This is a genomic window from Sphingomonas sp. UNC305MFCol5.2 (assembly GCF_000712135.1).
Lineage (GTDB): Bacteria > Pseudomonadota > Alphaproteobacteria > Sphingomonadales > Sphingomonadaceae > Sphingomonas.
The window spans coordinates 237,365-257,124 of sequence record NZ_JOOE01000004.1; the positions used below are offsets into that span (position 1 = coordinate 237,365).

General features: G+C 65.0%; 13 protein-coding genes. 4 read left to right on the forward strand and 9 right to left on the reverse strand.

Annotated elements, in window-relative coordinates:
• Positions 1-7 precede the first annotated feature (7 nt).
• On the forward strand, positions 8-982 hold the full coding sequence (locus tag BR78_RS0117250) for an agmatine deiminase family protein (protein ID WP_029937218.1): 975 nt from the start codon (positions 8-10) through the stop codon (positions 980-982).
• A gap of 9 nt (positions 983-991) precedes the next feature.
• Positions 992-1,840 (forward strand): N-carbamoylputrescine amidase, encoded by an 849-nt coding sequence (gene aguB / locus BR78_RS0117255; protein ID WP_029724476.1) that lies wholly within the window; start codon positions 992-994, stop codon positions 1,838-1,840.
• A 196-nt stretch (positions 1,841-2,036) separates the two neighbouring features.
• Here aguB and BR78_RS0117260 read toward each other — a convergent pair whose 3' ends face one another.
• Positions 2,037-3,005 (reverse strand): family 43 glycosylhydrolase, encoded by a 969-nt coding sequence (locus tag BR78_RS0117260; protein WP_029724477.1) that lies wholly within the window; start codon positions 3,003-3,005, stop codon positions 2,037-2,039.
• Positions 3,006-3,097: 92 nt separating this feature from the next.
• Positions 3,098-5,851, reverse strand: a complete 2,754-nt coding sequence (locus tag BR78_RS0117265) for a TonB-dependent receptor (protein ID WP_081855858.1) — start codon at positions 5,849-5,851, stop codon at positions 3,098-3,100.
• A gap of 466 nt (positions 5,852-6,317) precedes the next feature.
• Between BR78_RS0117265 and BR78_RS0117270 the strand changes: the two genes are divergently transcribed.
• On the forward strand, positions 6,318-7,850 hold the full coding sequence (locus BR78_RS0117270) for a glycoside hydrolase (RefSeq protein WP_231478300.1): 1,533 nt from the start codon (positions 6,318-6,320) through the stop codon (positions 7,848-7,850).
• 103 nt (positions 7,851-7,953) lie between these two features.
• Here the strand turns inward: BR78_RS0117270 and BR78_RS0117275 are convergent, their stop codons facing one another.
• From BR78_RS0117275 to gyrB, 6 genes are all read right to left on the reverse strand, one after another.
• Positions 7,954-10,029 (reverse strand): TonB-dependent receptor plug domain-containing protein, encoded by a 2,076-nt coding sequence (locus BR78_RS0117275; RefSeq protein WP_051683398.1) that lies wholly within the window; start codon positions 10,027-10,029, stop codon positions 7,954-7,956.
• Positions 10,026-10,901, reverse strand: coding sequence for a hypothetical protein (locus BR78_RS21055; RefSeq protein ID WP_025587248.1), 876 nt, complete (start codon positions 10,899-10,901; stop codon positions 10,026-10,028). The genes BR78_RS0117275 and BR78_RS21055 overlap by 4 nt, the downstream gene beginning before the upstream one ends.
• 103 nt (positions 10,902-11,004) lie before the next feature.
• Entirely contained in the window at positions 11,005-12,699 is a 1,695-nt protein-coding gene (locus tag BR78_RS0117285) for a M56 family metallopeptidase (protein WP_025587247.1), read from the reverse strand.
• Positions 12,700-12,701: 2 nt separating this feature from the next.
• On the reverse strand, positions 12,702-13,085 hold the full coding sequence (locus tag BR78_RS0117290; protein ID WP_029727454.1) for a BlaI/MecI/CopY family transcriptional regulator: 384 nt from the start codon (positions 13,083-13,085) through the stop codon (positions 12,702-12,704).
• A gap of 188 nt (positions 13,086-13,273) precedes the next feature.
• On the reverse strand, positions 13,274-14,536 hold the full coding sequence (locus BR78_RS0117295; RefSeq protein ID WP_025587245.1) for a PQQ-dependent sugar dehydrogenase: 1,263 nt from the start codon (positions 14,534-14,536) through the stop codon (positions 13,274-13,276).
• Positions 14,537-14,609: 73 nt separating this feature from the next.
• A complete protein-coding gene (gyrB, locus tag BR78_RS0117300) occupies positions 14,610-17,159 on the reverse strand; it encodes a DNA topoisomerase (ATP-hydrolyzing) subunit B (RefSeq protein ID WP_025587243.1) in 2,550 nt (849 codons plus the stop codon).
• 357 nt (positions 17,160-17,516) lie between these two features.
• Between gyrB and BR78_RS0117305 the strand changes: the two genes are divergently transcribed.
• Positions 17,517-18,521, forward strand: coding sequence for a hypothetical protein (locus BR78_RS0117305; RefSeq protein ID WP_049810753.1), 1,005 nt, complete (start codon positions 17,517-17,519; stop codon positions 18,519-18,521).
• A 102-nt stretch (positions 18,522-18,623) separates the two neighbouring features.
• On the opposite strand, the gene recF is transcribed toward BR78_RS0117305, so the two are convergent.
• Positions 18,624-19,706, reverse strand: coding sequence for a DNA replication/repair protein RecF (gene recF, locus BR78_RS0117310; protein ID WP_025587240.1), 1,083 nt, complete (start codon positions 19,704-19,706; stop codon positions 18,624-18,626).
• Positions 19,707-19,760 lie beyond the last annotated feature (54 nt).

Consider the following 19,760-nt stretch of genomic DNA (forward strand, 5'->3'; position numbering starts at 1 on the left):
CGCGCGCATGATTCTGCCGCCTCCGCCCGAATGGGCATCGCACGACGCCGTCTGGATCGGCTTTCCGAGCCACCCCGAATTGTGGCTCGAGGACCTCGAACCCGCGCGGGACGAAGTCGCCGCCTTTGCCAAAGCGGTGCATGCCGACGGGCGAGGCGAACAGGTGATCCTGGTCGCCGCCGACGAGGAAGCGGCGGCGGCGGCGCGGGAGCATGCCGGCGACACGGCGCGCGTGGTGATCGAGCCGTTCGGCGACATCTGGCTGCGCGACACGGGGCCGATCATCGACGGCGCCGGCCGCGCGCATGATTTCCGTTTCAACGGCTGGGGCGGGAAATACGACCTCGAAGGCGATTCGGACGTCGGGCGGCGGCTGGCGGAGCGCGAGCAGCTGGGTGTCGAGGCGCATCGCTGGATTCTCGAGGGCGGCGCGATCGACGGCGACGGCACCGGGCTGTGCGTCACCACCGAGCAGTGCCTGCTCAATCCCAATCGCAATCCGAACCTGAGCAAGGCCGATGTCGAGGCGCTGCTCGCCGCCGATCTCGGCTATACCCGGGTGCTGTGGCTGGGCGACGGGCTGCTCAACGACCACACCGACGGCCATGTCGACAATCTCGCCCGCTTCGTCGGCGAGAACCGGCTGCTGATCCCCGAGGCGACCGAAAACGACCCGAACTGGCGAGTATATCAGGACGCCGCGGAGCGTGCCCGGGGCTCCGGAGTCGAACTGGTCCGCTTCCCCTCGCCCGGCCGGGTGCTGAGCCCCGAGGAGGAGATCGTGCCTGCAAGCTACATGAACTTCTATATCGGCAATGCCGCGATCGTGGTGCCGATCTATGGCCAGGAGAATGACGAGGCTGCGATCGCCGCGCTCGCGGCGCTTTTCCCCGGCCGGCAGGTTGTCGGCCAGCGCGCCGACCATATCTTGACCGGCGGCGGAAGCTTTCACTGCATCAGCCAGCAGCTTCCGCGGCTCTGAGGAATCCCAATGACCGAGATCACCGTCGCGGCGCTCCAGCTCGCCTTCACCAACGATATCCACGCCAACATCAAGGCGGTGTCCGAGCTCGTCCGCGAGGCGGCGGGCAGGGGCGCGCAGGTCGTGCTGCCGCCCGAATTGTTCGAAGGCGAGTATTTCTGCCGGGTCGAGGACGAGAGCCTGTTCGCCAACGCCAAGCCGGCGCACGAACACAAGGCGGTGCTGGCGATGCAGCATCTCGCCGCCGATCTGGGCATCCACATCCCGACCAGCTTCTTCGAGGCCGACGGGCCGCATCACTATAACAGCCTGGCGATGATCGGCCCCGACGGGCGGATCGAGGGCGTCTATCGCAAGAGCCATATTCCCGACGGCCCCGGCTATGAGGAGAAATTCTATTTCCGCCCCGGCAATACCGGGTTCAAGGTGTGGAACGGGCCCGGCGCCAAGATCGGCGTGGGAGTGTGTTGGGACCAATGGTATCCCGAGACCGCGCGCGCGATGATGCTGATGGGTGCGGAAATCCTGTTCTATCCGACCGCGATCGGCTCCGAGCCGCATGACGACAGCCTCGATACCGCGCGGCTGTGGCGCCGGGCGATGGTGGGGCACGCCGTCTCGAACGTCGTCCCCGTCGTCGCCGCCAACCGCGTCGGCACCGAGCACGGGCAGACCTTCTACGGCACGAGCTTCATCACCGACGAGCGCGGCGATATCCTGGCGGAACTCGACCGCGAGGAGACCGGGGTGATCGTGGCCAAGCTCGACCTCGACCGCGTCAAGCGCCACCGCGCCGCGTTCGGCTTCTTCCGCGATCGCCGGCCTGAGCTTTACGGGCGGCTAGTGCAGGACATCTGAAGCGACCCGTAAATTGACTCGGTTTGTGGCGGAGCTGCGCGCTAAGCACTGGAAGGCGCAGAATCGACTCCTGACCCTGCCGTGATATGCAACCGGATGGGCTGTCACGCTATCGAACATCGAGTTCACGCGAGAGCGCTTCGATCAGTGGATTCCGATCCCACAAGCAGCGCGTGTCCGGCGCAACATGCCGACTTTAACCTCCGCTAATGGGCAAAACGGGGTGCTCGACCGCTTTTGCTGGCCGTTTCACTTCCTGGATGCTGCCGTCCGGATTGTAGCGAAGCGGCGCGAAGGTAATGGACCGGCGCTCGCTCCCGCCGCCCGGCAGAAGATTGTCGTGGTAGAATAGCCAGGTATTTCCGCCATGCTCGATTATCGCCTGATGGTTGGTCGAGATCGACAGATAATCCAGTATGAGCCCCTGGTATCGAAACGGGCCCATGGGGCTTGTCGAAGTGGCGTAGACGATCTGCCCCGGCCAGCCGGTCGAAAAGCTGAAATAATAGGTTCCCCCACGCGCGTGCAGGAATGGCGCCTCGCCATACTTCTTCTTGGGGTCGTCCTGCGGGAATCCCTCTATGGCCAGATCTCGGATGGGACCGTCCAGCGTCACCATATCCGGACGTAGCTTGACGATCTTCGGCATGCGGGTGCCGAAGAACAGATAGGCCTGCCCGTCCTTGTCGATGAATACCGCCGGATCGATCGGCTCGGCACCAACATTCGCGTCCCGCGACTTGTCGACCAGCGCATCCGACCGGGCATCGTGGAAAGGTCCCTCGGGCCGGTCCGCAACGGCCACGCCGATCTTGTCTCCGCCGACCGGGGCGTAGAAGAAATATTTGCCGTGCCGGTATGCGACCTCGGGCGCCCACGCCTTGGCATCGGGTCTCGCCCATTTGAACACCGTGACGTCCAGCGGAGCGCCCTTGTCGACCCAGGTCCTCATGTCCTTCGATGCGTAGAGCCGCCACGCGGTGGAGTCCCAATATCTGCCGCTGTTCGAGGCATCATCGGTCGCATAGACATAATATTCACCGTCGAAGACATGCGGCGAGGGATCGGCGCTGAACCGGTTCGTTATGGGCTGCTGGCCAAAGGCCGCCGTCGGCGCGACAAGCGCCAGCGCGAGAAACACACTACTCAACCCGAACTTGATCATCTCAACCCCCATGCGGGATCAGTCAGCTGCCGCTGCCAGACGCCCCGCCGCATATCCTTCCTCACGGTTGCACGTCGTTCAAGCGGCGATGATCAGTAAGTCGCCCGCAACGAAAGCCCGAACCGGCGATCGTTGAGCTGATATTGCAGCGGCGCCGCGGGCGTGCCGATGTAAAGCACGTTCATCCGGTTGTTGATGTTGACCGCATCGATCGACACCGCGAGATGCTTGTTGAGGTCGAAGCTCAGCGAGGCATCGAGCGAGGCATAGGGCCGGGCATATTGCGGGATGCCGTTTGCGCCGCTGCCGGTCGTCTGGTCGAGATAGCTCGAACGCCAGCTCCACGCGACGCGCGCGGTGACCGGTCCCTTCTCGTACAGGCCGACGATATTGTAGCTGTGCTTCGACAGTTTCTCGAGCGGCACCTGTTGCGGGATGTTCGATCCCGGGGTCGAGAAGGGGTTTGAGACGCTGCTGTCGACATAGGTGTAATTGGCCTGGACGCCGAGGCCGCTCAACACGCCGGGCAGGAAGTCGAAGAATTGCTGGTAGCCGATCTCTGCGCCCTTCACTTCGCCGTTGCCCGAATTGACCGTGGTGCTCACGTCATAGTCGATGCCGTTGAAGCTCTGGACGATCGTGCCGCCGGCGAGGAAGCCATTCACCTTCTTGTAGAACAGCCCGGCCGTCAGCGATCCGGCGGGTGCGAAATACCATTCCGCAGTCAGGTCGAAATTATCCGATTCGATCGGGCGCAGACGCGGATTGCCTGAGCTCGCGCTCGGATGTCCGGTGACCGGATTGACCTGGTTGGGGTTGTTGAGCGTGAGATTGGTCGAGAGCTGGTCGAAATTGGGCCGCGCGAGGCCCTTCGAATACGCGAAGCGCATCTGGAACGCGTCGCTGAAGCGCGCGCGGAGGTTGAAGCTCGGCAAAGCGCGCGTGTAGCTGTTGTCGATCGCGATCGGCGTCGTGGTGCCGTCCGAATTGAACTGGGTGCCGCGCGAGGTCGCCTGGGTCCGCACCAGCCGGACGCCGGCGCCGCCATCGACCCGGATGCTGCCGAGCTCGAAGGCATAATCGGCGACACCCCAGGAAGTGAGGGTCTTCTCCGTCTGGCGGTTGAGGTCGCCCGGGGCGAAGCCGTCCTTGGTCTGCGCGCCGAGCAGCGCATAGAGCGCCTTGGTCTGCGCCCACACGCCGTCGCCCGCCGGGAAGGCCGGATAGAGCAGGCCGCCCTTCACGGTGTTGCCGTCGAACCAGTTGTCCGAAGGGCCGGGCATCGAGAGCTGGGGGTTCTGCGACAGCGGGACGAGCGGCGTTCCTGCCGGCGCCGAGCAGTTCGGATCGGCGCCGAGTGAGGTCACGCAGACGCCGTGCCACGTCCCGCGCAGGTCGATGTTGCTGTCGGCATAACGCAGGCCGCCGCGCAGCTTGGACAGGAAGCCTCCGCCCACATCATATTCGAGGTTATAGGCCAGAGCGAGCGTGTCGGCGTCGTTCCGCTGGAGCGAGTCCGCGATATACGGCGTGGTATAGTTGGCCGGATTGTTGAGCAGCCCCGGATCGCGCACGTCCCAGCGCGGATATTTGCCGGTAAGGTCGAAATCCACGACCGTGCTGTGCGGCGTAGTCAGGCCGGTCTGCCCCGATTGGGTGTAGAGCGACAGCACATGGCCGTTGCGATCTGCGTTGTAATAAGACTTCAGATATTGGGCATCGAAATTCATCTTGATGCGGTCGCTCGCCTGCCAATCGAGGTTCAGCGTGTAGTTCTGGCTCGCGCTCCACAGCTCCTGATCGTAGCGGCCGGTCTCGAAGGTCTGGTTGCGCAGTGAGCCTTTGGTCGCATAGCCCTCGTCGTTGAACTCGAAGGTCGCGCCCGGCAGCGGGTCGGTGCCGAAGCTCGTCACGTTGCCGCTGGCGTCGCGGACGTTGGTGCGGTTGTTATAGTCGTAATAATAAGCGCCGGTGCGGTTGAACCAATATTTGGTGCCCTGATATTGCGCGGTCAGCAGCACGTCGTCGCTCGCCTGCCATTGCAGCGCGGCGGCGACGCCCAGGCGCTTGCGATCGCCGGTATCGTCGTAGATCTCGAAGCCGTATGGAACCTGCGCGTTCGCCGGAGCTCCCGCGATCGAGCCGGCCGCGACGGTGTCGAACGGGCCGGCCAGCAGGCCGTCCTGGCGATACTGGCTCTTGCTGTACACGGCGTTGAGCAGCACGCCGATCTCGCCGATCCCGGTATCGAAGCGGTTGCTGTAGAGCGCCGACACCGCGCCGCCGAACTTGTCGACCCGATCATAATAATTGCCGCGCACCGTGGCGCTGATCACCTGACCCGGTGAATCGAAGGGCCGGCGCGTGCGCAGGTTCACTGCACCGCCGACGCCGCCTTCGATGATGTTGGCCGGGGCGTTCTTGTAGACGTCGATGCCGGCCAGAAGCTCGGGCGGGATGCCTTCGAGATCGAAGGCGCGGCCGCCCGACGCCGAATAGACCGCGCGGCCGTCGAGGAAGTTCTGCACCTGGGTCAGGCCGCGGACGGTAACCGCGGGCTGGGTGCGATGATCGAAATCGGTGGCGCCTTCGCCATAGCGGCGCTGGATCTGCACACCGGGGATGCGCTGGAGGGCTTCGGTGGTGTTGGCGTCAGGCAGCTTGCCGATGTCCTGCGCCTGGACCGAATCGACGACCTGATCGGCGTCGCGCTTGATCGCCTGCGCCGAGCGAATGCTCTCGCGCACGCCGGTGACGACGATATCGGTTGGACTATCCGCCTGGCCGGCAGCGGGCTGAGGAGCCTCCTGAGCCGCTGCCGTTGCGCCGAGACCCATCGTGGTCATGGCTACGATTGAGCTGCCAACCAGGAATTTGAATACCTGCACGCTTCCCTCCTCAATAACGCCCGGCCAGTCCCGGATCTGGATATGTCTGACTATTACCGGCGATTCAGATTAATATGACAAGTGGGGAAACTGCCGGCCGTTCTGGCCTCGCGACGAATTGAATGCCACGCCGGGCGCGCGCCCAACGGGGCCCAAGGAAAGCAGCACCCGCATCCGCAGATCGTGACTTGCTGGCTATCAGCTTTCGGGAGTCGAAGCTGTGAAGGCTGCCGTTCTGGGGGACCTCAGCGGAATGTCGGCATCGATCCGATAGCGGACATTTGGCTGTTCAGCTCAAAATTCGCTGATATGTGCATCTCCGGTGACAGCCAGGAAACGCATCTCTGGTGATGGAGTCAAAGCTTGAGACAATCGGAGTGCCGTACTTCCTGATGCGTGCGCCCCGATGTTTGCGCTGCGCAGCTTGACCGGTCGCCCGGCGGACGGTGCGCCGATGGGCCCAGGCCGGCGGCGTTCCGGGCGGCCACGCGCGATCGGCGGGATCATCGCCGCCATGGGACTTGTCGCCGCGGCACCGCTCCAGGCCCAGCCGGGCCAGGTCGCGATTACGATCCGTCCGGCGATCGATCGCCCCGGACCGACCTTCGAGGGCTGGGGTACGGCGCTGGCGTGGTTCGCCGAGGTGACGGGCGGCTATCCTGATGGAACGCGCGAGCGGCTCGCGGACCTCCTCTATGGCCCCGATGGGCTCGGCTGGACGATCGCGCGCTACAATATCGGCGGTGGCAATGCCGCCGATACGCCGTCCTATCTGCGTCCCGGCGCCGCCGTGCCGGGCTTCTGGCGACGGCCCGAAAACGCGACCGGCGAGGATTGGTGGAGACCCGATGACCCGGCGATGTGGGACTGGTCGGCCGACGCCAATCAGCGCTGGTGGCTGGACGCGATCCGAAAGCGGGTCCGCGCCCCGATCTTCGAGGCATTTTCCAACTCGCCACCCTGGTTCATGACGGTCAGCGGTCGGGTCTCGGGCGCGGAAAAGGGTACCGACGACAATTTGCGTGCCGGGCAGGAAGGCAGGTTCGCCACCTATCTCGCGCGCGTCGTCGGCGAATTGCAACGGCGCCATCATGTCACGTTCCGAACCCTGTCGCCGGTCAACGAGCCGAATACGGACTATTGGTTCGCCACGAATACACAGGAAGGCTCTCACTGGAGCCCCGCGCGGCAGGCGGCGATGATCGACGCCGCCGCGGCCGCCCTGACCGATCAGGGGCTGACGACGACGATCGCCGCGCCGGACGAGACCAATTCGCATCTCTTCGTGCGCGATTGGGCGGGTTATCCGCCCGCGACGCGCGCGCGCATCGGCCAGCTCAACGTTCACAGCTACGGCACTGTCCACCAGACCGCGGTGCGCGATATCGCCCGGGTGTCAGGCATTCGCCTGTGGATGAGCGAGAACGACACGCCGCTCGAAAAGGACCCGGAGGATTTCGACGACATGTCTTCGGCGCTCGCCTTTGCCGAGCACGTGATCCATGATCTCAAGCGTCTCGAGCCTTCCGCCTGGGTCTTCTGGCAGGCGATCGAGACGCTCAGCGCGAAGGATGGCGCGGGTGGCTCGAATTGGGGCCTCGTCAAGATGGACCTGCGCGCGGTGCCGGACGCGCCGCACCCGATCCACATCACGGCAAAATATTGGGCGATGGCGATGTTCAGCCGGTATATCCGCCCCGGCTATCGCCTTGTCCCGGTGGACGACGCCGATACCGTGGGGGCGATGGCGCCCGATGGCCGGACATTGGTGCTGGTCCATATGAACCCGGGACCATTCTCGCGCGCGCTGACGATTGCGGCGCCACGCGCGGCCGTGCGGGAGATCATCGTCACGGACGCGACGCGCCAGGCTTTTCACATCGCATCGAAACCCCGCCCTGCGCTCATTGCTTCGCCTGAATCCGTGACGACGATCGTGATGACCATTCCAAAGTGAAAGTTCGACCGTGGCACCCTGGCGCGGCGCCGGCAGATGTGGGTGCCCCTCGAGAACACGACAAAAGGTACCGCTGCGACATGTCAGATCGCCGCATGCGCATCTAGAAGGTTCCCTGAACGGTCAAAGTGAATAGCGGCCCGACCATCTGGTGCTGGCGCTCGTAGAAGCTCACCGGCGCGGTGCTGCGGCGGCCGGAATAGACCGTGCGGTAATTGCGCACATGGCCGTCGTTGAGGTTGAAGACCTGGAAGTTGACCTTGAGGCCCTTCACGTCCTTCAGCTCGATGAATGCGCTGGAATAGGGGCCCTCCCAGCTCTGGTTGATCTCATCGAGATAATAAGCGCGTCCGTAATGATCGAGGGAGAGGCCAAGGCCCCAGGCGACCTGCGTGCCGGGGATGTCGTGGCGCAGCGTCACATCGGCCCAGTGATCGCGGGTATTGCTGATCACCCGGTCTTCTCCGGTCAGCGGGTCGCGCACCCGGCTCCGCTCGAAACCTATTTGGGCGTCGAGCTTGGCGCCCTTCCAGCCGATCGGCTCGAACTGGATCGTGCTGATGCTCTCCATGCCCCATCGGGTCGCATTGGGCAGATTGCCCACCGCGTCGCCGTCGATCCCGACGGGAATGCGATCGACGATATCCTCCACCCAATGGCGATACAGCTTGAGCCGGGTCTTGCCCCATCGTCCGAGATTGCGGCCGAGCTCGCCGGTCAGTTCCCAGCTCTGCGGCGGCACGAGATTGGGATTGGCGTCATTCTCGCGATCGTTGGTGATGTCCTGGTTGGCGAGGAAGTCATAGAAGTTGATCTGCCCGACCTTGCGTTCGAACTTGAGGCTAGCGTCCCAGCCCGCCGCGGGACGCCACGCCAAAGCGGCGCTGCCCTTGGGGCGGAAGAAGCGGCGGGCCGGCTCGGTGCTCCCGAGATCGGCGAGCTCCGAATATTCGGCTCCGCCCGCCAGCTGTAGATCCAGCTTCGACGATAGCGGACGGCTCAGTGCGGCAATGGCTTCATAGCGTTTCTCCACCACCGTTCCGCTGCCCTGGGGGAAGGGAATGTCGACATAATCGCCGTCCGGCTGCAGGCTGGCCAGACTGCTCCTCTGCGCGAGCCGGTTGTCGGCGCGCTCCATCGAGAGCGTCCAATCGTTGCGCCCGCCTTTCCAGCGATATTCCAGCCGACCGATCGTCTCGCCGATCTTCGAATCCTGCCCGTAGCGCGTACCGGTCGAGGGCGCGCCGCTATCATAGTCGGTGCGCTGGTCGTAGGTCGCTGGCGCATGCTCGAAGTGGCGCAGGCCGATCAGCTTCAGTCGGCCGCCGCCCAAAGGCACAGAGATGTCGCCACCGACATCATATTTGAAACCATGAGTGCGGCGGCGGTTGTCCCAGTCATTGTCGTTGCGGTCGATACGCACGCGGCGCTGGAAATTGTCGCCGCGATTCCAATAGGGTTCAAAAGCGAGGTTGAGATTGGCGCGCACGGGGCCTTCGCCGCCATATTTGAGGATCGCGGAGAGCCGCGCCTGATCGAAGCTGTTCCAATATACCTGGTCGCGCTTCTCGATCACCACGCCGTCCGGCGACAATATGCGATAGTCGTTGCCGCCCATCGCCCCGCGCCCGGGATTGTTCGCGAGGGACAGCGTATAACCGAGCGCGCCGCTGGTCCCGCTATAGTTCACCGATCCGGCGAGCCAGCGCGGCTTGGCGAAATGGGGCCGCAACTGCGGGCTCCAACTATATGTGCCGCTCGCCTTGCGGTCGGCCTTGAGGATCACGTTTGCGACCTGGCCGGTGAGCCCCGCAATACCGAGCGAGGCCGCTTCCTTTATCTCGATGCGCTCCACATCGCCGGCGGGCACCTTCTTCAATTGCGCGGTCGCCCCTCCGCCCGATTTGTCGGTCACGCGCTGGCCGTTGATCAGCACATTCTCCGAAGCCTCCCCCAGTCCGCGCGTGTCGTCTGCACTGCGAATGGTGAAGCCCGGCACCTGGGTGAGCATGTCATAGGCGGTTCGGGGAGCGAAACGCGCAAAGTCCGCGGGGGTGAAAATCTTCGCGCTTGCGGCGGCCTGATCGATCTGGGCGTTCGCCGAAACCGGCGCGAGCAGGATCAAGGTCGCCGCGAGGCATTCGCCGGCGAGATCCCGGCTCGAAGATCGACGGCTCATTTGCCGCTATCCAGGTCTTTAGGTCCGATCCCGGCGATCCGCAATTTGATCAGGTCGCCGGCCTCGAGATCCCGTTTCTCCGAGGCGAAAGCGCGGACATATTCGGGAGTGACATCGAAGATGCGCAGCTGGATCAGCGTCTCGGGGGTGAGACCGCGCAGGCCCAGCGCGCGCATCGAGCGAACATAATCGGGCGTGACATTGTGGATGCGGAAGGCGAGCAGGTTTTCCCGGCTGATCCCTTTGTATCCGAGCGCGGCATAATCCCGGATCGCTTCCGGCGTGACGCCGTGGATCTTGAACGCCACCAGCGTGTCGATCGCGCCGCCTTTGTAGCCGGCCCTGGCGAGGCTGTGCACCAGGTCTCCGGTGATGTGGAAGATGCCGAGCTGGACCAGTCCGTCGAGCGTGGGCGTCGCCCAGCCCTCGGCGCGCAACACGTCGAGCACCTCGAGCGACACACCGCTCATGGTGAGCATGAAGCTCTGGTCACGATTGGGCCGGGCGATGCCGCGGGCGGCGAGCCGGTCCGCAAAGGCCGGGTTCGGCGTCATTGCGCAATTGCCGTCGACACGCCGGTCATGGCCAAGCCCTTCGCAGGCAAGCGTGCCGGCCGGCCGCACGAACCGGAACTGGACGCGACCGCCGCGATCGAACGCGTCGCGCGTCAGTCCCTCGAAATCGGACAGCGGTACCGACTGGGACCAGTTGTTGCGGTTCTTCGGGCCGGCATTGTGCTCGACGCGCAGCTCCACATCGGACGACCCCTCCAGATGTGCTTCAAAAGCGAGGCGATCATAGGTGTCGAACGGAGCGGCGGATGCGCAGCAAGTGAGCAGCACCGCCGCGGAAGCGAGCAGGGAACGAAGCATGAGCAGTCTCCTGGATGACGGGCAAAGGGGTGCCGTGCGCCCGCGACAGGGCGTTTTGGCGGTACGGTGCGGGAGGTAGACGGTGGCGCGAACGCGATGCCCGTTACGGGCCGTCGCTATCCTTGTCGGGATCGAAGCCCAGCGCTTTCAGCTCGGTCAGCTTGTCGGGCGAGGTGACGTTGATCCCGCGCGCGCGGAGCCTGCGCACATATTGGGGAGTGACGCCCAGGGCGATCATGCCTTGATAGTCGTCGATCGAGCCCTGAACCCCGAGCCTGCGCATCTCGCCGAGATAGCCGGGATCAAGCCGCAGCGCGCGCGCATTCAATATTTGCTCGAAGCTCTTCGCCATTCCGGCGGCGCGCATGTCGCGGACATATTCGGGCGTGACGTCCAGTGCTCGCGCCTGCATCAGCTGATCGGTCGTCAGGCCCGGCAGGCCCGCCTGCGCCAATGCGCGCTTATAATCGGGCGTGACGCCGACGGCGCGCATCTGGATGAGCTGATCGACATCGATCTCTTGCGATCCGCGGGCCGACGGGCTGGCCTGTGCCACCACCACCGGAAGGGCGAGCTGGACCGTCTGCGTGGATGCCAGAGGCGCGGCGACGGCCGCACCCGCAGGGTTCTCGGCAACAGTCGAAGGCGAAGCGTCGGTGCCCTGTGCACGCGCCGCCACGCCATGCGGCAGCGGACTCGCCGGTGATGCCGGTGCATCGGTCGCTGCGCGCTCCGGGCTCGCAGCAACCGATGCGGCCTGGCTGGGCGCGAGCGTCAACGCGGCAAGCGGCACGGCCATGGTGAGCATTCCCGCGGCGAACCCCGCCACCCACGATCTGCCCGAGGGCTGGCGCGCGGGATTGAGGTCGAGCACCCGCGCGATGCGCCGATGCAGCGAGTTCTTCCCAGGCGCCACGCCATGCGCGCCGAGCAGCACGCCGCGGCACTCGTGACGGGCCACGCCGATCAGCAGCTCGGCATAATCGGGGCCGTTGATATTCGCGGCGAGCACGGCGTCGTCCGCGGCTTCCTCGCGCAGCTGATGGGCTTCGCGCGCCAGAACCCAGGCGAGCGGATTGAACCAGAAGGCGGCGGTGGCGACACGCGCGAGCATCAGCTTCGCCCAATCGAGCTGGACGACATGCGCCAGTTCGTGGGCAATGATCGCCTCGGCCTGTTCGGGCGCGCGCGCGGCCGCGTCGCTGAGTAGGATCGTCGGGCGCATCAGCCCCCAGCTGATCGGCGAGGCGAGTTCTTCGCTTCGGAGCAACGCCGTGCCGCTTTTGAAGCCCATGCGCCGCTGGGCCCGGGCGAGCGCGGCCAGCCACTCGGGCTCGACCAGCACTTCGGCCCGCGCGCGCAGACCGACCAGGCGGAACAGCGCCGCCAAAGTGAGAAGCAGCAACGCCACGGTCGGCAGCAGATAGGCATGCCGCGCCAGTGCGCTCACGACGTCGCCGAGCACCGAAGGCTGGTCGGATACGGCCTGAACCGGTTGCTCGACGGCCGGTGGCGGAAACGTCGCCCCGGTCGTCTCCGCGATGCCCGCCGTCGATGGTGTCGCCGTAACGGGTGGCGTCGCCGCGCCGATCCCCAGGGCGTGCGCGATCGATTCTGGAACCGGCAACGACAGCGACGGCAGGGCCAGGCTCGCAAGCGGCAGCGCGACCAGTGCGAACAATCCGAGATGCGCGATCGTCGAGCGCTCCGCGGCGGAGCGGTGGCGGGTCAGGCGGAGCAGCAGCAACGTCGCGGCGGCGACGAAGAGCGACTTGAGCGCGAGAGGCAATATGGCCATCGTTATTCTCCGCCGGCCCGAGCCTGCCGCGCGCGCGCGATCATGGCCTCGAGTTCGTCGAGCTCGCGCGCATCGGGTTGCTGCGCCATCCCCAGCAGCGCGCTGGCCGCACTGATTGGCGATCCGTTGAAGAAGGTTCGCACCACTTGACTGAGCGCGGTGCGCCGGGCCTGGCTGTCGGGCAAAGTCGGCGAAAAAAGAAACCCTCGCTCGCTTTCGTCCCGGCGTACGAAGCCCTTGTCCTCGAGTCGCTTGAGCATCGCACGCACCGCCGATCCTGTGAGCCGGTCGGGTAGCGCGTCGCAGATATCCGAAACGGTGCGCGATCCCCCCTCATAGAGCAGGTCGACGATCTGACGTTCGCGGGGCGGCAATTGCGATAGCATGGCATACCTCTCGGGCTACATTTGTAGCGTGCTACATTTGTAGCGCGAACGCAAGCGGTATCTTCCGGCGCTTCTCCGCCTGCCCTCAAGCGCCATTTTCCGCTGGGCTTTGGATTTCTCGCATGTGCATCGCGGAGAAGGGCGACCGAAGCGGGACCATCATATATTGGTCTCGCGCTTCAAGATTATCACCCGCCACGGACGGACGTCAGGCGCAACAGTCGCCCTTTGCTGTCATCTTCCAGCAGCCAGAGCGCGCCGTCGGGGCCTGCCATGACGGCGCGTATGCGCGCGCCCATGTCCCAGCGCTCCGCTTCGCGGGCGGATGTGCCGGTGAAGGCGATCCGGATCAGGGCCGTCGATGCGAGGCCTCCGACGAATGCGGAGCCCCGCCACTGCGGAAACATGTTTCCGCTGTAGAACGCCAGACCGGCGGGCGCGATGATCGGATCCCAGTAGAGAGCGGGTTCGTGGAAATCGGGGCGCGTTGCAGGTTTGGCGATCGGCGTGCCGTCGTAATTCTCGCCATAGGATACCAGCGGCCAGCCGTAATTGCTGCCAGGTTCGATCAAGTTGAGTTCGTCGCCGCCCTTTGGACCCATCTCGGTCTCCCACAGGCGCCCTTCGGGATCGAAGGCCAGGCCATAGGGGTTGCGGTGGCCCGTCGACCAGGTCTCGGCGGGCGTCAGATTGGGGCCGGGCAGCGCCACCTTGCGCGCCTTGGCCTTTGCAGCCGCGCCGGTGTTCGCCGGCGGGTCGATCACGCTGAGCGTAGTCGCACCGGTCTTGCCGGCGCCGGGATTGCCGGGCGCGGGCTTGCCATCGAGAGTGAGGCGCAGGATCTTGCCCAGCGCCTGATCGGGATCCTGCGCCGGATCGAAGCGCTGGCGCTCTCCCGAGGTCAGAAACAGATATTTGCCATCGGGCGAGAAGGCGATGTAGCCGCCGAACTGCCCGCCCGCGCCGCGCGGAAGCTGGCGCCAGATCACCTTGAGGTCCTGCAGCACTGGCGTGCCGGCCGCCGTGCCGAGCGTTGCTCGGGCCAGCGCAAGCCCGTCGCCGCCCTCTCCCGGTTCGGAATAAGTGAGATACACCTGCCGGTCCTGCGCGAAGGCGGGGGAGGTGGCGACGAACAGCAGTCCCCCTTGCCCTTCATAATGGACTGTCGGCACGCCGCCGACTTCGGTCTTCGCTCCCGCCGGGCTGACCAGCCAGAGATGACCGGTCTTTTCGGTCACCAGCATCGTCTGATCCGGCAGGAAGGCAAGCGCCCAGGGCATATCGAACGTTGCGACGGGCGTCGTCTTGAACGGCTTGTTCGTGGTCGGTTTCGCAGCACCGTAATTGACCGGCGGCGACGCCTTCTCCGTCTTTGGTGCGGGATCCGTGGCGGAAGGACCGCATCCAGCCAGAGAAAGCAGAACAAGACCGGTCAGGGAAGGACGCAACATCGAGGGTCTTTCCTTGAAAATCGCCGAAGCGTACCTTGAAATAACTGCGGATTTTATTGCAAATCTACTGACCTCAGACGTCCAGATTGGCTACGCTCAGCGCATTCTCCTGGATGAATTCGCGGCGCGGCTCGACCACGTCGCCCATCAGCCGAGTGAAGATCTCGTCGGCGACGTCCGCCTGGTCGACTTGCACCACCAGCATCGAACGGTTGGTGGGATCGAGCGTGGTCTCCCAGAGCTGCTCGGCATTCATCTCGCCGAGACCCTTGTAGCGCTGGATCGACAGGCCCTTGCGGCCCGCGGCGAGGATCGCGTCGAGCAACTGGCTCGGGCGCGACACCAAAGCCTCGCCCTTGGCGACGGTCACCGGCTCGTCCTCGCCTTCGAGCGCGGCCGCGGCCTCGATCTCGGTGGCGGGGATCGCCTTCGAGGGCACCAGCTTCGACGGCAGCAGATAGCTCTCGGCCTGCTCCGAGGCGAGCGCGTGGAGTTTGCGGGCCTCGGCCGAGACGAGGAAGTTCGTCTCGACGATGTGGTGATCGGTCACGCCGCGCCAGCGCCGCTCGAAATGGTAGCCGCCATCCTCGGTCACACGCGCCGACCAACGGGCCTCGGCGTCGGCGGCGTCGAGCCGGGTGACGACGGTGGTGAGGCTCGCGGCACGCTGTTCGCGGGTCGCGGCGGGATCGAGTCCGTTGCCGAGCGCCAGTGCCTCGATGATCATCGGATCGTAGCGCCGCGGCACATAGCGCATGAGCGTGCGCATCCGTCGGGCATGCTCGACGAGGCTGCGCAGATCGTCGCCGCTCCGCGCGCCGCCGGGTCCTTCGAGCACGTTCCCGCCGACGCCGGCATCGACCAGATACTGATCGAGCGCGCTGTCGTCCTTGAGATAGACTTCGCTGCGGCCCTTGCTCGCTTTGTAGAGCGGCGGCTGGGCGATGTAGAGATGCCCGGCCTCGATGATCTCGGGCATCTGGCGATAGAAGAAGGTCAGCAGCAGCGTGCGGATGTGCGCGCCGTCGACGTCCGCGTCGGTCATGATGACGATCTTGTGGTAGCGGAGCTTCTCGAGATTGAAATCGTCGCGGCCGATGCCGGTGCCCATCGCCTGGATGAGCGTGCCGATCTCGCGGCTCGACAGCATCCGGTCGAAGCGCGCGCGCTCGACGTTGAGGATCTTGCCACGCAAGGGGAGGATCGCCTGGAAGTGGCGGTCGCGTCCCTGCTTGGCCGAGCCGCCGGCCGAGTCACCCTCGACGAGGAAGAGTTCGGACTTGGCGGGATCGCGCTCCTGGCAGTCGGCGAGCTTGCCGGGCAGCGAGGCGATGTCCATCACGCCCTTGCGACGGGTGAGCTCGCGCGCCTTCTTGGCGGCCTCGCGCGCGGCGGCGGCATCGATCACCTTCTGGATGATCATCCGCGCATTCTGGGGATTCTCCTCCAGATACTCGGCGAGCTTGTCGGCCATCAGGCTCTCGAGCGGCTGGCGGACTTCGGACGAGACGAGCTTGTCCTTGGTCTGCGAGCTGAACTTGGGATCGGGCAGCTTGACCGAGACGATCGCGGTGAGGCCCTCGCGCATGTCGTCGCCGGTGAGCGTCACCTTCTCCTTCTTCAGCATGCCCGACTTGTCGGCATAATTGTTGATCGTGCGGGTCAACGCCGCGCGGAACGCCGCGAGATGTGTGCCGCCGTCACGCTGGGGGATGTTGTTGGTGAAGCAGAGGACGTTCTCGTAATAAGAGTCGTTCCACTCGAGCGCGACGTCGATGGTGACGTCGTCGCGGGTGCCGGCGATCGCCACCGGATCGGGCATCAGCGGAGTCTTGTTGCGATCGAGATACTTCACGAACGCGGCGATGCCGCCCTCGTAGAAGAGTTCGATTTCCTTGACTTCCTCGTGCCGCGCGTCGCGCAGGAACAGGCGCACGCCCGAATTGAGGAAGGCGAGCTCGCGATAGCGGTGCTCCAGCTTCTCGAAATCATATTCGATCTGGTTCTTGAAGGTGCCGCCGTCGCCGGGGACCTTCTCGGTCGAGGCCATGAAGGTGACGCGCGTGCCCTTCTTGCCCTCGGGCGCCGTGCCGATCACCTTGAGCGGCGCGGTGGCATCGCCATAAGCGAAGCGCATGTAGTGCTCCTCGCCGTCGCGCCAGATGTTGAGATCGAGCCACTCCGAGAGTGCGTTGACCACCGAGACGCCGACGCCGTGCAGGCCGCCCGAAACCTTATAGGCATTGTCGTCGGACGTGTTCTCGAACTTTCCGCCGGCGTGGAGCTGGGTCATGATGACCTCGGCCGCCGAGACGCCTTCCTCGCTGTGGATGCCTGTCGGGATGCCGCGGCCGTTATCTTCGACCGAGACCGACCCGTCGGCGTTCAGCTGGATGATGATCTTGTCGCAATGCCCGGCGAGCGCTTCGTCGATCGCATTGTCCGAAACCTCGAACACCATATGGTGGAGGCCCGAGCCGTCGTCGGTGTCGCCGATATACATGCCGGGGCGTTTGCGGACCGCGTCGAGGCCCTTGAGGACCTTGATGCTGTCGGCGCCGTAGGCGTTTGCGTTGGGGAGATTTTCGGGAGTCTGGTCGTCGGTATTTGCCATGCCGAGCATATAGGGTCGGTGCCCGGGAAACGGAAGCGAAATGGGCGCGCGGCGCGGATGCAGCGCGGCCTCTCTTTGCCAGAAAGTGCTGGCGGCGGGCATATCCTCATTCGAAGCGGGTGATACCCAATCGGTCCGCGTGAAATATCGTCAATCAAAGTCGACAAGCGCCTAGTCGTGGGTGCGCGGAGGGGGAGTCCATTATCGGGTCTGTCAAGTAAACCAGCCCCAACTTGATGCTGGCAGTCTTCACGCCGGATGCGTACAAAAAGTGCTCGCCCGAGTTTGGTGCAGTCCGCGGGCCGGGCGTGTGCGTGGAGAGTGCCCAAGCGGCACTCATCCGGTTCAAATCAGGGGAGACTTGCAATGAAGCTGATCAGATATGCCGCGCTGTCAATCGTGACGGCGCCGTCATTTGTCGCGGCATTGGCGCTCATGGCCGCGCCGGCTCACGCCCAGGCCACCCGAACATGGGTTTCGGGCGTTGGCGACGACGTCAATCCATGCAGCCGGACCGCGCCGTGCAAGACATTCGCGGGCGCAATCTCCAAGACGGCTGATGGCGGTGAGATCGACTGCCTCGATCCGGGCGGCTTCGGCACATTGACCGTCACCAAGTCGATCACCGTCGATTGTACCGGAACCTTCGGCAGCACGCTCAATTCGGGCGGAATCAACGGATTCGTGATCAACGATTCGGCGACCGCTTCACCGGGCACGATTGAAGTGATCTTGCGGGGTCTCAGCATCGATGGCGCCGGGACGACGCCCGGCCTGAACGGTATCCGATTCGTTTCCGGCCGTTCGTTGTACGTCGAGAACGTCCTTATTCAGAACCAGCAAAGCGGCGCCGGCATCTCCTTCCAGCCGCAACAGACGGGCTCGGAGCTGAACGTCAACAATGTGACGATAACGGGTGGCAATAACGGTATCCTGATCCAGCCTACCGGCGCGGCGGGGAGCGCTGAGGTCGCCCTGAACAACGTCCGGGTTCAAAGAAATTCGGGAGTGGGGCTGAAAATCGACTCCACGGGAAATACCAACACAAGCGGCATCACCGTCGGCGTGGCGGACAGTCATTTCGATACGAACGGCGACGGTATTTCCGCGATCAATGCCGGGGGGACCAACCCGGTTGCGGTCATGATCGATAGGTCGACGCTCAATAACAACGCTGGCGCCGGGCTGATCGGCAACGGCAGCTCGATGATGATCCGGATGAAGAACAGCACCATCACCGGCAACGTCCTGGGCCTGATCGCATTCGGCGGTGCGGTGATAAGCACCTATGGAAACAATAGCGTGATCGGTAACCCGACCAATGGCTTCCCCAATAACGGGTCGTTCACGAACGCTATCCCGGCCCAGTAACCGGGACCGGGGGAACGCTTGCGGGGCAGCTTCCGGGGCTGTCCCGCAACGTCCGCGTCATGGTCCTCTCAAGGAGCGTCCGGCCGATTTGCCGGATGTCGCTTATCGGGTCGCGGTGGGCCTTGGTTCTACTATCCCGTGGGCCACGCAATAGCGCGTCGCGGAGCCGGACACGGCGTCGAACAACGCGGGCTCGGTGCCGGTCATCCACACCTGGCCATTGCCGGCGAGCCGTTCGAACAAAGCCGCGCGACGCCCTGGGTCGAGGTGTGCGGCCACTTCGTCGAGCAGCAGGATCGGGGCTCGGCCCATCCGGTCGGCGACCAGCTCGGCATGGGCGAGGACGAGGCCGAGGAGGAGCGCCTTCTGCTCGCCGGTCGAGCAGAGATGCGCGGGCTGGTTCTTGCTGAGATGGGTGACGAGCAAATCGGCGCGGTGCGGTCCGGCGAGCGTGCGGCCGGCGGCGGCGTCGCGGCGGCGGCCCTCGCGCAGTTCGCGGGCGAGCGTCTGCGCCTCGCCTTCCCACCCTTCGATCGCGAGGCCGGCGCGGGCAAAGACGCCTTCGGGCTGGGCTGTCAGCCGTTCGGCCAGTGCGGTCACCGTGTCGCGGCGGGCGGTGTCGATCGCCGAGCCATGTTCCACCATACGCGCTTCGAGCGCCGACAGCCATTCGGGGTCGGCGGGGGCTTCGTCGGCGAGCAGGCGGTTGCGCTGGCGCATCGCGGCTTCGTAGCGCGTCGAGTGGTGGGCATGGCCGGGCGCGAGCGCGAGCGTCAACCGGTCGAGGAAGCGGCGGCGTTCGCCCGGCCCTTCGACGAACAGGCGGTCCATCGCGGGCGTGAGCCACAGCATCGTCACCCATTCTGCGAGTGCGGCGGCCGCCGCGCCCGCACCGTTGATCCGCACCAGTCGGCGCTCGGGGGCGTCAGGTTGCGTGCCGGTGCCGATCTCGACATCGCCCAGCATCGCCGCGACGCCGAAGCCGCCGGTCGCGCCTTGCCGCACCATCTCCGACAGCGGTGCGCGCCGGAGCCCGCGGCCGGGTGCGAGCAGCGACAGCGCCTCCAGCACATTGGTCTTGCCCGCGCCGTTTTCGCCGGTGAGCACGACGAAGCCCGCTCCCGGCGCGAGGACGGCGTCGCGATGATTGCGGAAATCGGTTAGAACAAGTCGCGTGACGGCCATTTGATCGTTCTCTAGCGCAGCCACTTGCCGCCGGACAGCGCTTCGCCGATGTAG